The organism is Streptococcus suis, assembly GCF_016775005.1.
Taxonomy (GTDB): domain Bacteria; phylum Bacillota; class Bacilli; order Lactobacillales; family Streptococcaceae; genus Streptococcus; species Streptococcus suivaginalis.
Map to the genome: position 1 here is coordinate 91,331 of NZ_JAEUXI010000007.1, position 17,553 is coordinate 108,883.

At 38.9% G+C, this 17,553-nt stretch carries 15 protein-coding genes and 2 pseudogenes; 2 read left to right on the plus strand and 15 right to left on the minus strand.

The features are described from left to right. Nucleotides 1–211: 211 nt before the first annotated feature. A complete protein-coding gene (locus tag JNG37_RS10055) occupies nucleotides 212–430 on the plus strand; it encodes a hypothetical protein (RefSeq protein ID WP_330918994.1) in 219 nt (72 codons plus the stop codon). Between the two features lie 158 nt (nucleotides 431–588). Here JNG37_RS10055 and JNG37_RS10060 read toward each other — a convergent pair. The 13 genes and pseudogenes from JNG37_RS10060 to JNG37_RS08605 form a co-directional block, all read right to left on the minus strand. Beyond that, nucleotides 589–699 (minus strand): annotated as a pseudogene (locus JNG37_RS10060) (KxYKxGKxW signal peptide domain-containing protein); the annotation flags it as partial. Nucleotides 700–868: 169 nt separating this feature from the next. Continuing rightward, nucleotides 869–1,747: a glycosyltransferase family 2 protein gene (locus JNG37_RS08550; protein WP_158457271.1), complete on the minus strand. Its 879-nt coding sequence runs from the start codon at nucleotides 1,745–1,747 to the stop codon at nucleotides 869–871. Between the two features lie 7 nt (nucleotides 1,748–1,754). After that, a complete protein-coding gene (locus JNG37_RS08555) occupies nucleotides 1,755–3,506 on the minus strand; it encodes an SP_1767 family glycosyltransferase (RefSeq protein WP_158457269.1) in 1,752 nt (583 codons plus the stop codon). Then, nucleotides 3,503–4,507 (minus strand): sugar transferase, encoded by a 1,005-nt coding sequence (locus JNG37_RS08560; protein WP_187321639.1) that lies wholly within the window; start codon nucleotides 4,505–4,507, stop codon nucleotides 3,503–3,505. Before JNG37_RS08560 ends, JNG37_RS08555 begins: the two co-directional genes overlap by 4 nt. Continuing rightward, nucleotides 4,508–5,386 (minus strand): glycosyltransferase family 2 protein, encoded by an 879-nt coding sequence (locus tag JNG37_RS08565; protein WP_158457267.1) that lies wholly within the window; start codon nucleotides 5,384–5,386, stop codon nucleotides 4,508–4,510. A 111-nt stretch (nucleotides 5,387–5,497) separates the two neighbouring features. Then, complete coding sequence (locus JNG37_RS08570) at nucleotides 5,498–6,457, minus strand: polysaccharide pyruvyl transferase family protein (RefSeq protein WP_158457265.1); 960 nt, start codon at nucleotides 6,455–6,457, stop codon at nucleotides 5,498–5,500. A gap of 68 nt (nucleotides 6,458–6,525) precedes the next feature. Then, the gene (locus JNG37_RS08575) at nucleotides 6,526–6,975 is read right to left on the minus strand and encodes a pyridoxamine 5'-phosphate oxidase family protein (protein ID WP_158457263.1); all 450 of its coding nucleotides are present in this window, start codon (nucleotides 6,973–6,975) and stop codon (nucleotides 6,526–6,528) included. A 100-nt stretch (nucleotides 6,976–7,075) separates the two neighbouring features. Continuing rightward, a complete protein-coding gene (locus JNG37_RS08580) occupies nucleotides 7,076–7,384 on the minus strand; it encodes a DUF5960 family protein (RefSeq protein WP_158457261.1) in 309 nt (102 codons plus the stop codon). Beyond that, nucleotides 7,381–7,734: a hypothetical protein gene (locus JNG37_RS08585; RefSeq protein ID WP_158457259.1), complete on the minus strand. Its 354-nt coding sequence runs from the start codon at nucleotides 7,732–7,734 to the stop codon at nucleotides 7,381–7,383. Before JNG37_RS08585 ends, JNG37_RS08580 begins: the two co-directional genes overlap by 4 nt. After that, the gene (locus JNG37_RS08590) at nucleotides 7,731–9,146 is read right to left on the minus strand and encodes a DinB/UmuC family translesion DNA polymerase (protein ID WP_158457257.1); all 1,416 of its coding nucleotides are present in this window, start codon (nucleotides 9,144–9,146) and stop codon (nucleotides 7,731–7,733) included. Before JNG37_RS08590 ends, JNG37_RS08585 begins: the two co-directional genes overlap by 4 nt. Before the next feature lie 9 nt (nucleotides 9,147–9,155). After that, complete coding sequence (locus JNG37_RS08595; protein ID WP_158457255.1) at nucleotides 9,156–9,833, minus strand: LexA family transcriptional regulator; 678 nt, start codon at nucleotides 9,831–9,833, stop codon at nucleotides 9,156–9,158. A gap of 537 nt (nucleotides 9,834–10,370) precedes the next feature. After that, nucleotides 10,371–10,991, minus strand: a complete 621-nt coding sequence (locus JNG37_RS08600; RefSeq protein ID WP_158457253.1) for an AbiU2 domain-containing protein — start codon at nucleotides 10,989–10,991, stop codon at nucleotides 10,371–10,373. Nucleotides 10,992–11,130: 139 nt separating this feature from the next. Beyond that, nucleotides 11,131–11,394: a hypothetical protein gene (locus JNG37_RS08605; RefSeq protein WP_158457251.1), complete on the minus strand. Its 264-nt coding sequence runs from the start codon at nucleotides 11,392–11,394 to the stop codon at nucleotides 11,131–11,133. Between the two features lie 217 nt (nucleotides 11,395–11,611). On the opposite strand from JNG37_RS08605, the pseudogene JNG37_RS08610 reads away from it, so the two are divergent. Beyond that, nucleotides 11,612–11,710: pseudogene (locus JNG37_RS08610) on the plus strand (integrase); the annotation flags it as partial. 907 nt (nucleotides 11,711–12,617) lie between these two features. Here JNG37_RS08610 and JNG37_RS08615 read toward each other — a convergent pair. Then, nucleotides 12,618–14,222 carry a hypothetical protein gene (locus tag JNG37_RS08615; RefSeq protein WP_158457249.1) on the minus strand — a complete coding sequence of 535 codons (1,605 nt, stop codon included), beginning with the start codon at nucleotides 14,220–14,222 and terminating at the stop codon, nucleotides 12,618–12,620. 745 nt (nucleotides 14,223–14,967) lie between these two features. Continuing rightward, nucleotides 14,968–17,517 carry an SEC10/PgrA surface exclusion domain-containing protein gene (locus JNG37_RS08620; RefSeq protein WP_158457247.1) on the minus strand — a complete coding sequence of 850 codons (2,550 nt, stop codon included), beginning with the start codon at nucleotides 17,515–17,517 and terminating at the stop codon, nucleotides 14,968–14,970. Nucleotides 17,518–17,553: the final 36 nt, after the last annotated feature.

Below are 17,553 nucleotides of genomic sequence, written 5' to 3' on the forward strand. Positions count from 1 at the left end.
TGCTTCAAGAGCTGCTAGGTAACGTTGACCCTTACTACTTGTTAAATCCGTCGAATTGGGTACTTGTTGAGACAGAGCCCGCTCAATACTTTCCAATGCCTGATAAAAAAGCCCTGTTTCCAAACGCTCAAGTGGACTAAGCTCCGTCTGAACTGTTTGCTCATTTACCTCACTATTTGTAGTAAATGCTACTTGACTCTCTGATACAGAGATGGAGTCTGACCCTGACAGACTTTCCGACTCAGAAACTGACTCAGACTCCGAGAAGGAGTGGGAGAGCGACTCTTCCTGGCTAAATGCTATTGACTCTGACTGCGACAAACTACTAGATTGGCTCAACCAAAGGCTTTCTGAGGCAGACAAGGATAAGCTGGCTACATCTGAACCAACTTCCAACACCACCTCTTCTTTAGTCACCAAAGTCTCTTGACTAATTTCTTGAGCTTGAACTAATTCTCCGCCCGCTACTGCCAAGCCAGCAACCAGAGCTGATTTCATCAATAAACTAGCCGAAGAATAGGTTGACTTTGACGCTAGAGAAATTGATTTGGTTTCAATGTTGCTTTGGCCAAATATCTTCCAAGCAACTTTAGAAATGACAGTTCTGACCCAGTGCTTTCCGGACTTATGCATCCGCACATGGGTATGACGATGAGTTTCTGTAATCGATTGTTTTTTCATTTTGATACAAAGGACCATCCGACTCTGATCTGAGCCGGATGGCTTTTTTTCCTTCTATAAATATAGGTAGAATATAGCTTCTATCTTACCCTATCCCTCCCCTTCCTGTCAATCAATTAAACTCATTTTCCTGTGCTTTTTCATATGTTTTTTTCAATACAAATGAAAAGAAAAGATAAGATTACTCTCATCTTTTCCATTTTTCTAAAATTGAAATCTTTTGCATACATTTTTGATAGTCTTGCATCCTACCAGTTTTCAAATAAAAATCCTTATGTAGATTCAATCGCCATCTATAGGCTCGTAATTCTGGCTCGATATCAAAACCAATCAATGATAAGACAGCAATACGTTCTTCAATGCTCTTCAGAGGAAAAACCGAAGAGATCTCAACTGTCTTGGTCACACTTGTTTGACGCTTACGATGATAATACAAACTAGTGTTTGAATACACGATTCGCTCAGCCTTTAGGTATATTTTCCAAGTTGTATAGTCATCCTCGACCTTTTCATCCTCCGGGTAGACAATTCCATCTAACAATGCAGCCTTATACAATTTGCACCATGGGACGGTAAAACATTGACTGATCGAAAATCGACTCTCGTACTCTTTTTTAAACCATTCTTGTGGACTAAAAATCTGCCTAAAATAATCCTGTGCTTGCAGGTGGAAAGCAAATGAATTGGTCTCTTCCATAAATTGAGTAAAGTTAACCACAGCAATATCAGCGTCCGTCTCTTTCAACGACTGATAGAGATATTCAACGTGATTTGGTTCCAACCAATCATCATTATCAACAAATAAAACATACTCACCACTAACTAGAGGCAGGGCTGTATTTCGTGCTGCTCCGACCCCTCCTCCTCCGAGTGCCTTATTCACCAATTTAACTCGGCTATCTTTTTGACGATAAGCTTCACAAACACCGGCACTACCATCTGTAGATCCATCGTTCACCAATATTAATTCAATGTTTTGATAGGTTTGATCTAAAATACTATCCAAACACTGCTTCAAATAGATACCCGCATTGAATACAGGAACAATGACTGATACTTTTTCCATCCTATTTCTACTTTCTAAATCGATTCGTCAAATCTAACTTAGCACTAATAGCCCGATAGAGCTCAATCTGACCTGCATAGAGGGCATCTGCTTGACATTTTTTCAAGCGAGCTACATAGGAATCTATCTGGGCTGCCGGATTATAGCCTAAGGCCACCAATAACGCAATCCGTTCTTCCGCGTTACTGATCATGGTCGTGATATCCTGCAACATGACAGACCGAGACAGTCCTTCCGGCCGTTGTGAGTAGTAATAGGGACCTTCATTGGTGAAATGAATCTGATTGGCTTTCAAATACAATTTATAGATCGTTGCATCGTCTTCTCTGAGACGACCTGTTGGGTAGCGGATATCCCCAAATAAGGACCTTTTAAATAATTTCAACGGAGAGAAGGTGAAAGCAAGGTGCATATTGTTTTTCATGTTTCCCTCTAAGTCCAACCAGTCTTGGATGGAATAAACCGTCTGGAAATAGTTTCCTTCATGATGGTAAAAAAGGAAAGACTGCCGTTCCTCATTGAAAGAGGTGAAATTAGTGGCAGCAATATCCGATCCTGACTCTCTCGCTCCGTCATATAGATGCTGGAGATAGTAATCTTCTACAAAATCATCTGAATCGACAAAGGTAATGTATTCTCCCTTCGCACTGTCAATCCCCTTATTGCGTGCCGCAGACACCCCTGCGTTTTCCTGGTGAATGACACGGATACGTTCATCTTTTTTGGCATATTCTTCCAAAACAAAGGCGCTCCCATCTGTCGAGCCATCGTTAATTAATATCAATTCAAAATGAGGATAAGTCTGTTTCAATAAAGAATCAATGCAGCGGTTTAAGTAAGGCTTTACATTATAAACAGGGACAATAATACTAATCAAAGCAGGTACTGCTTGCACCTCGTGTTCTTCTTTCACCGAAACCTCCTGTAGAGTTTGCGGTACAACACCCACCCAAGCCTTTACGGAGTGAAGGTAGTCCGCATCTTCTGTAAACTGAATATCTGTATCAAAATTATGCTCAGCAGTGTGCTTGTGGTCAAGTTTCACCTTGGATGTCGCCTTCATCTGAAACCATTCATACTCAGAATCGATGTGTCCCAAGTCAATAGCCTGATAACCCCTCTGCATCAAATCAACTGCCAAGACCTTGGCTGTCGGCCCCAACATCAGAAGGACCAACTTATCATCTGCATGCTCTAGAATCGCTTCTAAAATGTCATCGTATTTAGCAAAAGCATTCTTTGATGGACAAACGATACGAGAAACAGAATCTGCTCCAGCAAACAGGTCGTTTCCAACCCCCGATCGACTGGTTTCACCTTCGACAATCAAAATATCTCGCCCCTGCCATAAGTCCTTAATGGCCGCAAAATAGGCTGACGCAGGTTCCTTATCCACCAAGTCGATATAGGGACGCGAGATAAAGGTTGAACCGTACCAGTCAGATTGACACTCATGGGCATAAAATTGACCATAGCGCTCAAAATGACTCTTCCAAAATTGTTGAGCATTTGAGTTATACCGTTCCAATCCTTGAAAGACATCTGGCAAACAAACCACTAATTCCGGAGAACTTGGAATGGTCAAAATAGCTTTTAAGGCTGCCGCTAATGCTGAATCATATGGTTGATAGGGGATGCTAGACCCCTGAATCACATCAATTTCTCCATCTCCAAATCGCACAACAGAGGACTGGTATTCCTTGATATAAGCAAGGCTATCCAAAATCGGCAAAACACGAATTTCTTCTAATTTTCTCATCCTTCTCCCCCATCACATATGGCACTAAAGACAGCATTGACCAATAATTTTTTCGTAAAATACCCTTGTCGAACCAAAGGATTAAAGGCCCTTACTCTAGCCACAAATCCCTGATAGTCAGCTGGCGTCATAGCTTGAATTTTTTCAACCGCTTCATCCAGACTGTCCACAACCAAACCAAGTCCATTCGCCTCGATGATTTCCTGATTGGCAATTCCTCTCTGAACAATCACAGGGATGCCCGCTGCTACAAAAGCACCTAATTTATACGGACAATAGAGGGTTTGATACCCCTTGTCATGATCATCCATCCAGACCAAGCCAAATCCGCCTTGCGACATCTCTAACAAGAGCTGTTCATCTGGGCGATAAGGCAGGCGTTTTACCATGGTTGGCAACTCCACCTCTTGGCGACAATAAAGATGAACCTGAACAGGATAATCCCAACTTTTTATGAAACTAAAACGCTCTGGTGAGCCCGGAAAGTGAATCAAGGGCTTGTAGTAGGCTGGTAATTGCGGAGCATTGGTCGGATGATCCCACATCCCCTGAACCAGTGTCTTTTTCACAGTCAAGCCATGTTCACGCAAGACATCAATCATCTTTTGACTCGGAGCCACAATGACATCTGCTAGATTATAGTAGGCAATGGTCCGGTCCATCAAGTAGTAATTTCCCGCAAACATTAAAGGAACAACATCGTGGATAAAAATCACAATTTTGATTTGATAAGCCTTCAACTTTGCCATCAAGCGCTCATCAAAATTCGTTGTATTCCAAGTCGGCGTTTGGAAGATGACAACATCCCCATGCCGCAAGCCAGCCACAATCCCATCCAAACGTTTACTGAGTTCAGACGGACTATCTGCCTCCATATTATAAGCATAGATCCCCAGTTCACGATAGCCAAGCTCAATCGCAATATCTGTCACCATATTTTGTCCAAGCTGCGCCGTTGAAGATGCTGCTTGACCGTTTAAATTTGTAATATAGACTCTCATTTAATTGTTTCCGTATTTATCTATCATCCGCTTGCGGAATTCCAGGTTCTTATAAGCTACTACATCTCCATTACGCAGTTTGCTATCCCGATTTATCTGCGAACGCCATTTGTAGGCGGCAATTTCCCGTGACAAATCAAAACCAAGCAAACCTAGTACCTCAATGCGTTCTGCTACTGGCTCCGTTGAAAAGATTGTCGCCTGATCGGCTGTCTGGGTCATCGACCCCGCATTGACACGATAAATCAGACTAGAACGATGCATATAGGCGATTCGATTCGCCGCCAAGTATGTTTTCCAAGTTGTCCGGTCGTCCTCCCCAAAACCATCTGTCGGATAGAGGATGTATTCAAACAGAGACTTTTTATACATTTTGCTCCAAGGTACTGTGAAACAGAGGGAAATATTGTGGCCAACACCATATTGGAAAGCAAACCACTCTTCTGGGCTATAAACAGCCTCGTAATAATCATCTGCCCCAATGTGTAAATTGAACTGCCCAGTTTCCTCGTAATACTGAGTAAAGTTGGAAATGGCTACATCACTTCCTGTACGAGTAAGTAGTTCATGCAAATCAGAAACATGATTAGGATCAATCCAATCATCTGCATCCACAAATACAATATAGTCCCCTGTCGCCACCTCAAGTGATGTATTACGGGCCGCGCCTAGACCTTCGTTCTTCACCTTGTGAACCACTCTAACCCGTCGATCTTGCTGACGTAACTGCTCGCACAAGAGAGCTGACCCGTCTGTCGAACCATCATTGATTAATAAAATCTCTAGATTTTTATAATCCTGTGCCATAATACTTTCGACACATTGACGAAGATGTTTTTCCCCATTGTAAACAGGTACAATTACACTCACTTTTTCCACTTAAATGCCTCATTCCCTCTTATATATTACCTTTATCATAGCATGCCTAGACTAGAAATGCAAAAATAGTTGGTCATTTTTCTGTAAACAAAAAGGGGATTTCCCCCTTTTTTAACGATAGATTCCATAATACTGGTAAGCTGACCACAGTCCCGTCACTATGGCTTGAACCAACTCTGGATCCATCAAGAAATCTGTAACTTCCTGCCCATTGAGGTATCCAGCTTCGCTCTTAAAACCTGTGAAAGCTTGGCAGCGTTCCTCTAGTTCCTTCCGAATATCCAGATGCTTTTGCGGATTTGGCAAAGGCTGGTTCACATCACAAGCTCCTGCCAAAAACTCCTCAACCGTCATGTGGTTGGCCAACTCACGCAAACCAGCAAAACGCCCTTCTTCAAACCCTTGTTCTTGAATATTCAAAACAGGAGTTCCAAGCGCCAAACATGGCAAGGTTCCATGCAAACGAGTGGTAACGACAAAGCGTGCTGACTGATAGAGGTAGAGGTAGTACTGAGCTACTTTCATCCGTTGAGAAGGGCTCATGTACTGGTGGTTGATATCCGCACTCATCCGAATAACCGGATAAACAGATTCTCTTGACAACTTATCATAAACAGCATTTGGCAGGTCAATCGCAAGTACAATGTCCTGCTTTTTCACTCCTGGTTCAGATTGAATCGTCAAGGTCATGCAATGCGAGAGATAGGATTCAACTCCCAGATCTTCAAAATAAGATTGGGTATCGATCGACCGAGCACCAACTGGTCCATATTTGGTGAAAAAAGCACGATTTTCAGGAGATGAGAACAAGGACTTACTATCCTCATCTACATACATAGAAATCAGGAGCGGGTGAAGATAGGACTGCTTAGGCGGGAAATTTTCCGGCCGATGTGAGTACCATCCGTTCATGATGATTTTTATTTCTTCATCCGTTTCCGCCTGAAACTCATTCATGTAATCACGATTGATGAAGTAGTCAATCCGTGGTAAAAAGCGACTGGTCGCAACGGATTGAATCTCATCTCCTATATTACCTGTTGTGTAAGAAAAAAGGGCATATTTGGTCATGGCATTTCCTGCTTTCGGTTATTTCGTTCTAGTATAGCACAGAATAGCATGAATGCGAAGCTAGTGGCTTAGATTGTTCGAGCTTGACCTACCCCATTATTGATTTTAAAGACATACTTATGCCCCTGCGTCAAACTATGATAGAAGCCATCTCCCTCATAGACTTGGAAAATCTGCATGGTCTTGCGACTTTCCTCATCCTTGTAAACATGTTGAACATAAGGATTGTCCGCAAAAACCTTCTCCAAGAGTTCTTGACTAGCCGGACGAGCTTTCCCCTCGATTCGAATGACTTGAATCAAGTAGTCTTCTTCTGACAGGGCTGTTAGTGCAACACGCTCATCCCCCATCAGTTGTTGATAGAAATGCGTTTCCGAACCAGTCATAAAGAAAATACCATCTTCATTGGCTGCTGTAATATGGATCGGACGTGCATGGGGATTTCCAGCTTCATCAACCGTCGCAAAAATCCCTAGCTTCATTCCTTCCAAAATTTCCATGACATCTTTGACTTCCATAAGTAGCCTCCTAGACTTACATTCTACCTAAATTATAGCAAATTCCATTCGGAAAGTTAAGGTAAACACACAAAAATCCTTCCGAATATTTCCCATCCCTCTAGCCCCGACGCCCACTCTTTAGCTGAGTTGTTGTCCCTACATAGACAAAGGTCCGATTAAACACCTTCGGGTCTACCATCTTTATCCGAAATAAAAAATAATGGTCTCTACCATCCTTAGCCGACTCCTTGTTAAGACGAAAATAGGGCTTACCAGAACTGGCCATGGTCAGCAGGATATCGTCCGCCAAAAAACTCAAGGGAGTATCCAGCGCTGAGTATTTATAAAAATCTCCTTCAAACTGATGGTAATTTTCCGAAAAATAATCAAACTGCCATTCATTTTGTCGAGTTTGTCTTACATTCATCTCTCTTCCTCCAAACTAAAGGCCAACAGCTGTTCCATCGGAATCCTCACATGCCCTCCCCCCTCTTTGAGCACTAGATTTTCCCTAGACAAGTCTGTGATCATACCGATACGATACCGTCTTTCTCCTCCTTCTTGGACCAAAAATTTTCCCATCAATTGCTGCAAGAACAACTGATTAAGGAGAAAGAGCTTTTGAGCCAAGGGCAATTGCTCCATCTCCTCTACATCAACTGATGATTCCTGCAAGGCAGTCATATGCTCCGATATGAAGAATCCCATCCATTTAGCCATACCCCTATCCTGATAGTGTTTAACCGAATCATATGGGAGATAACTCCGATCAATCATTCCAACCCCTCCAATCCACCTGCTGAATGCCCCCCTACTAGCTTGCTTCGCTCAAAGACTCTTGAAGCCGGATCCAATACATCTGCTGTAACTAGCGAAGTAAAACCATACTTGTTTTGAATACTGTCTATGGCCTGCTGTAGGCGCTCATCTCGCTCCAACTGCTCAACATCGTCAAACAAACCAAAGACCATTACAGATTCATCAACTAATTGATCGAAGCGGATACCAACACGGCGAACTGGTCCACCCTTGTACTTTTCCCGAAAGAGATCAATCACAACAGTAGACAGTCGTTTGAAATCACTGGTTGGCTCAATGGTCCGCTGCACAATAATAGGCATCCGTCTCTCGCGACTTGAAAAGACAAGCGTCAATCCAACCCTCTTAGTCTTTTTCTTCCTCTTTCGTAATCGTCTAGCGACCTGACTGGTAAATCCTCGCAACAAGATTTCCAAGTCCTGCTTGTTAGTATAATCCCGATCCAGTGTCTGACTATTGCCAATCCCCTTGCTCTTTGGATAATAGGGACGTTTGAGATTGGACTCATCTACTCCATGAGCATGGAACCACATCTGAGTCCCCATGACACCAAATTCTTTTTTTAGAAGGTCTGGATTGGCCATAGCTAGCTCTTTCACCGAATGAATCCCCAATTGATGCAGGCGTTTCTCTGTTCGATGCCCAATTCCCCAAAAATCAGTTAATTTGGAGATATTCCAAACCTTGCTTTCCACATCTTGATAGGACCAATTTGCCCGCATGGTTTTGGTGGACTTAGCTTCATTATCCAAGGCTAGTTTTGCCAGCAAAGGATTAGCATTGCTCATCCCAACTGTCGCATAGACACCAGTTTGTGCCCAAATCGCATGCTGGATCCGATCCGCCACCCGATCCAATTTTACCTTACGTGATAAAGCTGGATCCTTCACAAAGTAGTCCAAGGAGGTCGTTAAATCAAGAAAGCCTTCATCGATAGAATATGGAAAAATCTCATCTCTGCTGGCGAAGTCCTCAAAAATTTTTTGAATCGCAATATTTTTTTCGATATACAATTCCATCCGAGGCGGCACAATGTAAGAACGTTTGGCCCAATACTCGACATAACGGATATAGTCCGGAGTTATGGGTAAACCATTTCTTTTGGCATTTTGATAGGAAAATTTCCTCGTCCGAATGTCAAAAGGCAATTCATGCGTTCTTCCGACATTATCACGACCAAATACCTGTTTAAAAATAGGTGAACTTGCTAAGATCAGCCCGTTTGAGTGATCATCTCGACTAAGAACACATAAAGAAGTTGTCAATGGATTCAGACCACGCTCGACACATTCGATCGATGCATAGAAGGATTTCATATCGACAAAGGTAATATCTGAAACTGGCTCCTTGGCATAATCAATTACCACCATCTTATCACCCTAAACTGCCAAAGGCATAAAATGACCGACAACCTTTCCTACAATCTTAGGCTGGTCTTCATAGAAGGCAAACTTATCCGGATGGTCTGGATTGATGGACACCAAACGGAAACCTTCCTCCTCCCGATACACACGCTTGATATAGGTATGACCAAACCAGACAATGGCATAGATACCACCGTCATAATCAAAACCAGTCTCCTTGATAAGCGCCACCTCTCCTGATTGGAACATAGGCTCCATGGAATTTCCCTTAATCCAAGTCGCCACATCATGGTCCATCTCTTTATCAAAATAGACCGTTTCTGTTTCGAACTCATCCTCAAAGGTCTCACCAGGCCCTGCCGACAGCAAAATATTGGTTCGAACCTGATAGGCCACAAATTGTACAGACTGTTCCTGTTCCTCCAACAAACGCCGTGAGTAACGCATCACCTTTCCTTGATGAGCACTAGTCAGCTTATGGTAGATAGACAAGAGCTCAAAATCCGACTCAAAGTAACCTTTAGCTACCAAAAAAGTCTCTTCCAAAGCCCGCAGATGCTTGGCGTTGGGAACAGTCGTCTCCGATTCCCACTTAGAAATCGTCACCTTCCCAACACCAACCAGCTTCCCTAGATTTTCCTGCGTCATCTCATTGACCAAACGAATCGCTCGCAAACGCTCCCCTGAAAACATCCTTCACCTCGATAAGTTTCTTTATAAAGTAACTATATTATACAAAATAAATGCTTAACTGACAAGGATGAATTTTCCCTTCAACAACTAAATGGTCTATTTAGCCACAGAAGGAATTACAGAACGCCAGTAAACAAGAAACAAAACAAAACAAAAGCGACACACAAGCTAGCCTGAACACCTTGAACGAGCACAAAAAACACCCCATGGTGGGAACCATGAAGTGTTGTTCTGCTGTATTGTAGCTGGTTCTTAACGTTTAGAGAATTTCGCTATTGAAAACGAAGAATCCTCAACACTTATAAATCCCGTTATATCAACATTTACGAAAATGAAACTTCCATGAAAATGGACTAAAGTCCTCTGATTTGGATAAAATTGACACTATAAAATAGACTAGTCATCAGTAGGTCAAACTAATTTGACCTACTTTATCTTATAGAGGGACAATTTATAAATCAAATTCAAAAAGATAGGTCAAGTATTTTATAAATTTATCGGTATAAGAAGACAAAAAAAGCCCCTAATCAATACGAGTTAGTCTTCAAGAAAAAATCTTTTCAAAATTATTTCTCTTTTAGGAAGTTCGACTTGTTGCTGATTATCTCCATATAAAGCATTATATAACTCGATACAAGCTGTATATATGAACTTAATTTCTATCGCCTCAAAATAATAGTATAGAATAGCAATGTCTAATCTTTCTGTTGAAAAGACCATCTCTTTATCTAAGTGAGCTAAGAGTTTATCGCGAAGCAATTTGATTTCGTCAATATTTTTTTGTTCTTTATCAATACCCTCTTGAATGGTACTCAAAATTAATAAAAGAGATCTATCTTTGGTACTATGTCTCAACTTAGATAGAATCTTAAAAATACCATTTTTTTCTCTGCTATCAAAAATTTTAGTTATACCGAAGACAACTCTATAAAATAAAGATTCATATGTTACATTTCGTACTATATCATATCTAATAGATGATTGCACTACTCTATCATGCCACTCATTGTTTACAATTTTTATTATTTCAAGTGCAGCAACTATTGATCCAAGTTCAAGTATCATAGTATGAAAATGAACCATCATTTTAGAATCATCATCCGGTAGTTCATCTGCAAAATTCTTTCCTACAAAATCTTTTAAATCATAATCATTCATAATCTAACACCTAGTCAATAAATCTTCTTACTTTTAATCAAATTGACAATTCATTCTGCATCAAAGTATTTTTGAACTTAGACTTTCTTTAGTCACCATGCTCACTCAAATTAGACTCACTTTTATAAACACTAATCTACTAAGTTTTTCCAAAAATCTCCTCTAAACTATTCCTTATCTCTTCATAAACGTGATTAGATAATGGGATATTTTCACTAGAATTTCTTGAGAATAAAAGATTTGAAACAGCGCTTTTATTTCCATACTGTTTTAATACTGAATATTCAATTTCATTCTTTAGCCTTTTTGTAAACCACTTTAGTCTCATTTTTCCTAAGATACCTCTAAAATAATTTCCAAGCTCCTCTATCAGTAAATTTTCAATTAATGAAATAATAAGCATATGTAATGTCCTTTCTCACTAAGTATATCATACCCCACAGGAATACATCTACTACGATTTTTTATTACTTTATCATCTCGTAATTAATTCATTAATAAAGTTTTCTAAAAATACAGCTGAGCCCCCTTCAACTCTTAATTTCATTTTTCATAATATTAAATTAAACAATAAAACCCACTGGCTGATTAATTCAGTGGTTTTTTTGAGTGTTTTCCGTATCTTAACAACACAACAGTATTATCTAGAATTGATGTCAGAAAAAAAGCACCAGCAAGATGCCGATGCTTTAAGTCTCTTAAACGACTTATCATTATAATTAACACCAACTGGCACCAAAAAGTGGCTGCAATCGTTGGTATAATATGGTTTTGATTAACGTTTAGAGAACTGGCTAGCTTTACGAGCTTTCTTAAGACCTGGTTTTAAAAACTTTTGTTTGAATAAATTTCAAAAGCTTTTAATATCAACGTTTTCACAGTTTTTCAAACCTCAAAATTTCATTAAATTTTAACTGATTTCATCTGAATGGTGTGAATTTTACCCAAAAAATACACGAATTGAGCTAAAAAATACTAATTGTTCACACCATTTAGATAAATTGGTTTCAAAACCATTTTTATCAATATCATATTAGATAACTAAATGATAAAATTATCCTCTCAAAATTTTTGTAGACAGATTTCTAAATTTTAAAAACCCATCAAATTTGAAATTCTGATGGGTTTTTATCATTATGTCTTAGTGTTAGCCTTATTCATGGGTTCATCTAGTTGTTCTACAATTATACTTTCAAAGTCACTTGGTGAAATTAGCTGAGCTGGTGCTTGGGGAACCTGATATTCAGGTGCTGGCTGAGTAGCTATAACTGGTGGCGTTTGAGAAGCTACGATAGCAGCATTGACTAACTCAATTCTATCTTGAAGTTCCTCTCATTTTTTTCATCAGTCAAGCAATTAACAACATCTTGAGCCGACTGGATATTCTCAGAAACTCATGTATCAGCGTTTTCTTAGCAACACTAACTTATTACTTATTCACCAAACGTAAACAAGTTTTTGGCTCATACCCAAACTTACACACAACTACTTATAATAACAGTATTTATTAGACCCATATTATTAACATATTTTACTTATATACAAATAAATTATTCTATACGGTATCAAAAAGGTATCAGTAATAGTTTCGGAGCTTATAAAATAGAGAGGTCAAAAATGTTTTTTCTAACTATCTCTTTTTTCTAAGTTTATGTTTCCCTGAACAACATCAGGTAAATATTTTGATGTAATTTCATAAGTTATTGCTTCTGGAATATTTTTAAACATCAGTACAGATGGGAAAGCCATTGAAGAATTATGCTTTAAATACTCAATATGTAAGACTAGAACATCAAATTCTGAACTATCAAATACCTTATATGAAAACAGTGAATCTAATGAATCTAAGTAATTATTTTTATTCTCTTCATATTTATCAGATATACTCTTTTGAAAAAAAGGATTGGGACTTGGGATATTATTAAAATTTAGATGTTCTGTTTTAGAATAGCTATACTCACTTACTGTTTCAGTTTCTTTTATTGAGAACACATAATCAGTAAAATTTATATCTATTAAATACTCAATGATATTTAAACCTGGAAAAGGGATTTCTTGGTGCTTTAACAAACATCCTTTAGGTACCTTTAATTTAACATCAATATCTTCATCATATTTCTTTCCTGAATTTGAAATCATAAATCTAACTTGCTCAATACCATCAATATATTGAAAGTAATCACAGTATTCAATATATTTTTTTACTTTGGTAAATAAATTTTTTATTGATTTGAAACGATTTTTTTCTAGGTCCGTACCTACAAAAGATTTTCCTTTATTCCCAAAAGGTACATTAAAATTTACAACATAACTCTGCAGATTCCCTAAATTCCAGAAATCATCGTCTAATTCTATATTATTTTTTATTGCAAAATCATTTATAGTATTTTTCCAACTAACATCAATTTCTACATCAGTTATATTGCTCCGTAAACTTTTAACATCAATATTTAAACTTGAAAAATCAGGATTAACAGGCTTATTTGATTCAACTACAGAATCACTCTCAACATTTCTTAATTCTTCATTACCTCTTTTAGGTAAAACACTATTTTCCAGAAATCTAATTTCATTTATAATCTCTTCTTTTTTTTTATAAATAAACTCTGATTCCAATAGCAGACTTTTTTTAGGTGTGAAAAATTTATCTGAAAAGGTATCAAAATCCTTTATTATCAAATTCGGTTGTAATTCTTCCTTTGATTCTTGGACTGTCCCAGATATCAAACTTAGAAAATACATTGCTAAGTGATTTGAAAATTGACGTTGAAAATCATGTTCATCTTTAATTACCCCAAACACTCCCCTATCTTTATACTTTTCTTTGAAGTCAATTACTTTTTGATATTGTCCCATATCGACTTCTGATGGGTTTACGGGTGCATCTAAAAAATACATAAAAACTTGTTTATCAGCAGATAACATTTCTTCAATTTCTTCTTCTGTTCCAGAACCAAATTTATCAGTTGGTGTACCAAATCTGGTCCAAAATATTACAACTGCTGCATCACAACCTCTAACAAATTGTTTGTTTAACAATTCCTGTGGTCTATTTCCTGATTCTGGATAACTATCTGTAGACCAATGTTTTGTCACTACTTCAATATTATTTAATGCTCCAAATGCCCTGTTAAAATTTTCAACACTATCTTTTAATATTCCAAGGTAACTATTAACATCTCCGGGACAAGAGATTAACAAATCATAAATTGTTATTCCTTCTCTAGGCATAAAATAAATCTCCTCCTGTTCATGCTTATTATTGTGAGATGAAGAACTATTAGTTAATCATCTTTGAGAAAGAAAATATAGCTATCTTCCTTTATTCTAGGATTCATTGTCTAATTCATCTGATAGCCATTCACTATTAAATGAGTATTGAGTATAATAGCACAAACTATTATACCATTACCTTCTTTTTAGGTGACAGAAAATCCAAAGTCTATTTTATCATTTCAACAATTGAAGAATGGCTTTTACTTTGAGTATCTGTTCTTCTTCTGACAAAATCGCTAATTTGGACAAAAGCTCATTCACAATATCCTTTAAAATATATATTCTACTACACTCCATTATAAAATTTGATTATTTTTGTAAAAGTGTATAAAATTTATTTCTGTGCATAGAAATGATTCCATATCATTTAGGAAGGCCAAATTGGGCTAATAATTCCTGAATTTTTTCCAACATAGCATCTACTCCTTCCTGTCGAGGATACTTCCTTTGCAAATATCAGCCTATCAAAGTAATATAAACCAACTTCCGAGAAAATCTACATATTCTTATATTTTATTATAGCATTTTTTATTCCATCCTGTTGTATTGGAGCAAAAGGCATATGAATTTTTAAATTGTAATAGCATAAATATAGTAATGATCATAATTAGTATAGCTTAAAATCAAAAAAAGATTAACACTACAAAATGTCAATCTTTTTTTATTTTCCATATTTAGTCTAAAGCCAACTGGAAATCAATCACTTTCGTTTTCGAGCAACCGGTGCCAGACCCAACAAACCAACTCCGATCAAACTCATTAGACTAAATGCATCACCAGTTGATGGCAAAGTCTTGGTAGTTGGCTGAGACGTTTTTTGAGTTGTCAAAGCTTTTGTGCTTGCCTGGGTAGTTACAGCAGGCGCTTTAGGAGCAACAGACTTTTTAGAATCTGTATAGCCCACTACTTTACCAGTTTCATCAACAACAGGAACAGGTGTTCCATTATTGTCAACGATAGCCTTGTATTCTGCGTCCAAACGTTCTTTAAGTTCTTTAGCAGCTACTTCTTCAAGGTAAGCATTGTAAGCATTCAAAAGGGCAGTGTAGTTTTCTTCGCTGATTGCCTGAGTCGCTTTCAAATCTGCAAGGAGAGCCAATTCTTTATTAAGAACTTCTACTTTGCTTGTCAAACTTGCGTTAGCTTGATCATACTTGCTTTGTGCTGCCGCCAACAAAGCAGGTGCATTTTGCAGATTAGCTAGAGTAGTTTTTGCTGTTGCGAGTAATTGTTTTGCAGTTACCAGGTCATTTTCAAGAGTAGTAACCGTAGCTTTTGATGAAGCAACTTGATTTTTCAAATTGTTCAAAGTAGCTACTTCTGTTGCTAACTCTGATTTTGCGGTTGCCAGGGCCGCTTCTTTTTCTGCAAGAACTGCTTTAGCAGCTGCTAAAGTCGCTTGTTTCTCTTGAATACTTGCGTTCAAGTTAGCCACGGCTTCGTTTGCAAGTCGAAGGGTTTCTTGCGCTGTTGCAAGAGTCGCTTGAGCTGTCGCCAATTTAATGCGAGCGGCAGGTGCTTGCTCTGCAGTTGCAAGAACTTTAGAAAGTTCTGCTTGAGCGGTTGCAAGGGCTGTCTGAGCAGCTGTATTTGTATCTTTGGCAGTAGCAAGTGCATTCTGTGCTTCTTGATTGGTTGCCAAGGCAGTATTGTAAGCAGATTGGGCCTGTTCGTAAGTGCTACGGATAGTTGCGCTATCATTCGAATTAGCGATGGCTGTAGTGTTGAAGGTATTACCTGTAAACAACGAATTAGAGTCAACATCATTTACGTGTACACTTGTCGCACCAGCTACGGATGAAATATCGACACCGATATAGCTAGTCGTTACACCAACATCATCCACACCAGCGATTGAGCGAGCATGTAGCCACTCACGGCCATTATACAGGAACTCCACCATAGATTGGTAAATCAATGATTTGAGGTGGTCTAAGGTCGTTGAAGCCGTAGTGCGAGACCAGGTATTCAAGTTTTCACCAACTGCAACATTGAAACGGTCACCAGTTGTGTCAAGAGCATTGTCATTGTGACTTCCTTCGACAATACTTGTCCATCCGTAGTTATCTGAAACATAGATGTCTGTTACCATATCAGCAACGGCTACACTGCTTGTAGTTACAGCAGTAAGAGGTGTACCGAACTTAGTACGAACCTGGTTCATGAGGTCTGAAGCAAATAGAGACAATTCTGTAATCGTAGCTTCTGAAAGATTGTTTACATCAGAAATAGTCACTAATTTGTCATTTGTATTCGATTTGTAAGTATTAGCGGCACGAAGGGAAGCATTCAGCGATTTGAGTTCAGCAATAGCAGCCGCACGGTCATATTGCCCTTTGAGACCAAGTTCATAGTTTTTCAGTGCTTGTACATATTCATCTGATACAAAAATCGTATTGATTGAATCATAGTCAGCTTTAGCAGTCGCCAAAGCGCTTGTAGCAGAATCCAAGGTCGCTTGTGTACTCGTTGCAGTTGATTGAGCAGCTTCCAATGTTTCCGCTGCTGTGGTTGCTGCTACTTGTGCAGATGTTACAGCTCTCTCTTTTTCAGCGATAGAGATTGCACGTGCAGCGTCTGTTTCAAGGGCAGAAGCCAATTCATCTTGTGCAGTAGATACCGCAGTTTCAGCGGTTGTAACATTGTTTTGAGCGGTTTCCTGAGTTGCAATCACTTTGCTTGCACCTGTTCCGTCAAGACTAGCTTGGGCAGAATCAACAACTGCTTGTGCTGAAGTTACCTCTGCTTGTTTAGAAGTAACATTTTCTTGTGCAGAAGAAACAACCGCTTCCTGTGTAGCAATAGCCGCTTCTTGTTCACTTACAACATTTTGTGCGTTAACGATAGCTTGTTCAGTTTCTGTCACTTTGGCTTCAGCTTCAGTTACCGCTTGTGATGCAGCAGCGATATTTTCATCAGTTGCATTTTCTGCAATTGACTTCGCTGATGTTAATTCTTCTTTGGCTGTCGTTACGGCAACCGCTTCTGTATTGACCGCATGTTGCTGTTTTTCAACAACTGCTTCCTGAGTTGCGACCGCAGTATTAGCCGCATCCAATTCGGATTTAGCTTGTTCTACTTCTTCTTTTGTAGGTACTGATATAGTTTCTGTGTTTTGTGTAGTAACCTCAGCACTCTCCACAACTGTTTCCGGAACATTAGTTGTGTCTACTTCTTCTGCCTGCACTACCACTCCAGTTGATGCAACTAACGGCACCAATAAGCTATTAAGGATTATCTTCTTGTTCATATTGTTCTCCTATATTTTTATTAAAGCTATTATAAC